General features: G+C 73.5%; 1 protein-coding gene and 1 pseudogene. One reads left to right on the top strand and one right to left on the bottom strand.

The window, feature by feature from the left end:
- Window positions 1–1,028 precede the first annotated feature (1,028 nt).
- Window positions 1,029–1,817: a bifunctional DNA primase/polymerase gene (locus tag K6I34_RS35605; protein ID WP_229332170.1), complete on the top strand. Its 789-nt coding sequence runs from the start codon at window positions 1,029–1,031 to the stop codon at window positions 1,815–1,817.
- A 400-nt stretch (window positions 1,818–2,217) separates the two neighbouring features.
- Here K6I34_RS35605 and K6I34_RS35600 read toward each other — a convergent pair.
- Window positions 2,218–2,469, bottom strand: a pseudogene (locus K6I34_RS35600) (hypothetical protein); the annotation flags it as partial.

The following is a 2,469-nucleotide window of genomic DNA, read 5'->3' as shown; positions in this document are numbered from 1 at the left end:
CCGGGCCGGCGGGGGAGCCGGAGCCCCCGGGCGGGCTGTCGGGTGCGGGGGCCCCGGCGGACGGTCCGGGCCCGGACCCGTCGGGTGCGGCGGTGCCGTCGGAGGGGGTGGCGGACGCGGGGGCCGGAGTCTGAGAGGGCGCGGACAGCGGAGGGTTGATTCCGGCCACTTTCGGCAGGTGGGGCGTCGTCATGACCGTCTGCCCGGTGCGGAGCGTGCCGGAAAGCGGCGGGCAGGGGTTCGGAGCGGCTCGCCCGGCATCTCGCCGAGCCCTCTTGACCTGCTGGTTGGCCTGTGCTTTTTCGTCAATAGCATCGCAAACCCCCTGTCGTGTTGCGCGCTATCAGTGCTCCACATGTACACGCCCGGGCAAGCCGATGTCCAGCATTGGGCCGGTGGGATTGGTGGTGTCTATGGGGTTTCAAAGTTGGCCGGAAAATGGTCCCAGGGGCATGGATTTGAGGTCGACTGGCGTTGTTCGACAGCGCGTCATATCCACCCTGGTGGGTACGTACTCGGAGAAGGACAGGGCCAGTTGGGGCCGCCCCGGAACCCCATGGCGGGCCCGGGCGTCTTCCCCGGCGAGGCCGCGCCCGCCCCCGAGGGCGTGGGAAGACCTGTGCCGCGGTTGGACAGGCGTACAGGCTCGGCAAAGCGCCATGGGTGCGCCACCCCCCGCCACGTTTCACGCCCCGCCCGTGGCGTGATGCGCTGCGTTGTACATGCAGTGACTTTGATCCACGTGGTGTACCGGCCTCGGAAGAGCCACGGCGTGTTGAGCAGCGCGCGCTGCCGGGCCGTAGTGCCATGTAGGTCAGCTGTAGACCGGCCGTAGGTCAGTAGCACCCATGCAGTGCCATCGCAATGCCACGCAGTCCGCACCGCCCGTACGTCCCGGCAGTTTGTGTTGCAGTGCCCGCAAGACCAGCCAGTTACCGCAGTTCAGAGAAGCACCACGCAGTGCGATACGGCTCCTGTTCACCGGCAGGGGCTCCGACTTAGGCGTTCACGGAAAGGAACGAGCGCTCATGCGCGAGATCCTCGGAAGGCGACGCAAGCTCTCGCTCCGGCGGGCCGGCCGGTCCGCGGGGCTCACCGCCGCGCTGGTCTGCGCCACGGAGTGGCAGTGGCCCGTGCTCCCGGGTGTGGGGCTGCGGGCAGGCGGCGGACGCGAGCGCGAATGCGCGTGCCCGCACCCCGACTGCGCGGCCCCCGGCGCCCACCCGTTCGACCCCGGGCTGCTGGCCGCGACGACGGACGCCCGGATGGTCCGCTGGTGGTGGACCAACCGTCCTGACGCCCCCGTCATCCTCGCCACGGGCGGCCGCGCGCCCTGCGCCGTGAGCCTGCCCGCCGTGGCCGCCGCGCGTTCCCTGGCCGCCCTCGACCGCGCGGGCGTCCGCCTCGGGCCCGTGGTCGCCACTCCCACGCGCTGGGCCCTGCTGGTCGCGCCCTACTCGCTGGAGGTCCTCGGCGAGCTGCTGCACAGCCAGGACTGGGTGCCCGGTTCGCTGCGCTTCCACGGGGAGGGCGGTTACGTGGCGCTTCCGCCGTCGCCCACGGGGGCGGGCCGGGTGCGCTGGGAGCGCGCGCCGCAGTCCGCCGCCCCGGCCTTGCCCGCGAAGCCGGAGAGGGCAAGGAAAACGGGGAAGTCGGCGAAGGCCGGCAGGGGGAACGTCGGCAGGGGGAGCAAGGCGGACCGGAGCCGTCCGGTCGCCGACGCCCGGCCGTGGCTGCCGGACATCGCCACGGTGCTCGACGTCCTCGTCGCGGAGAGCGCGGGCACGCCCGGGGGCGGCAGCAAGCTCGCGTACTGACGCAGCAGGGGGCTCCGCGGCCGGGAGGTCCGCGCGGGCCGTACGGGGAGAACGGGGCGACGGGGAGCACGACGGGGAGAACGGGGAAGCGGTGGCCCGTCGACGGGTCGCCGGTCACGGGGAATCACGGGAGCGCGTACGGACGGGAGACGCACGCGCTCTCACTCTTACGGGTGCAAGCCGGTCGGAGAACGGTGGCAACCACCGCGCGGCCGCCCGGCGGAGGACGTCCTGCCCGCTATGTTCAGGTGTGAGGACTGGCCTGCGCCGGACGTTGTCACCGGGCGCCGTCGGTCCGGCGGGTGTCGGAAGCCGTCCCCGCGCCCCCAGCGTTCGCGGCGAGTCAGCAGGTGGTCCTTATGGAGCGTCCGTCCGGTGTGCCCGGAGAGCCCAGTGCGTCTCAGCAGCGGGCGGCGAATCTGCGGATGATCGCGCTCGCGAGTGCGGTCGCCCTGGCCGTGGTGCTGCCGCTGGCCGCGGCCACGGCGGGGCCGGCGCGGACGGAGAAGTCCCCGCGCAGGGCCACGGGTTTCCCCGGCGGCAGTGGCCGGGGCGAAGGGGCGGGGCCCTCGGCCGCGCTCGCCGCGGGCCGGGACGGGGCGGAAGGCCCTGCGGCCCCGGGGCGCCCCTCGGGGAGCGCGAGGAACGGGGC

This window comes from Streptomyces sp. UNOC14_S4 (assembly GCF_020740835.1).
In the GTDB taxonomy this organism is placed as follows: Bacteria; Actinomycetota; Actinomycetes; order Streptomycetales; family Streptomycetaceae; genus Streptomyces.
Note: the sequence above shows the minus strand (reverse complement) of the source record. Positions and strands in the feature narration are given on the sequence as shown.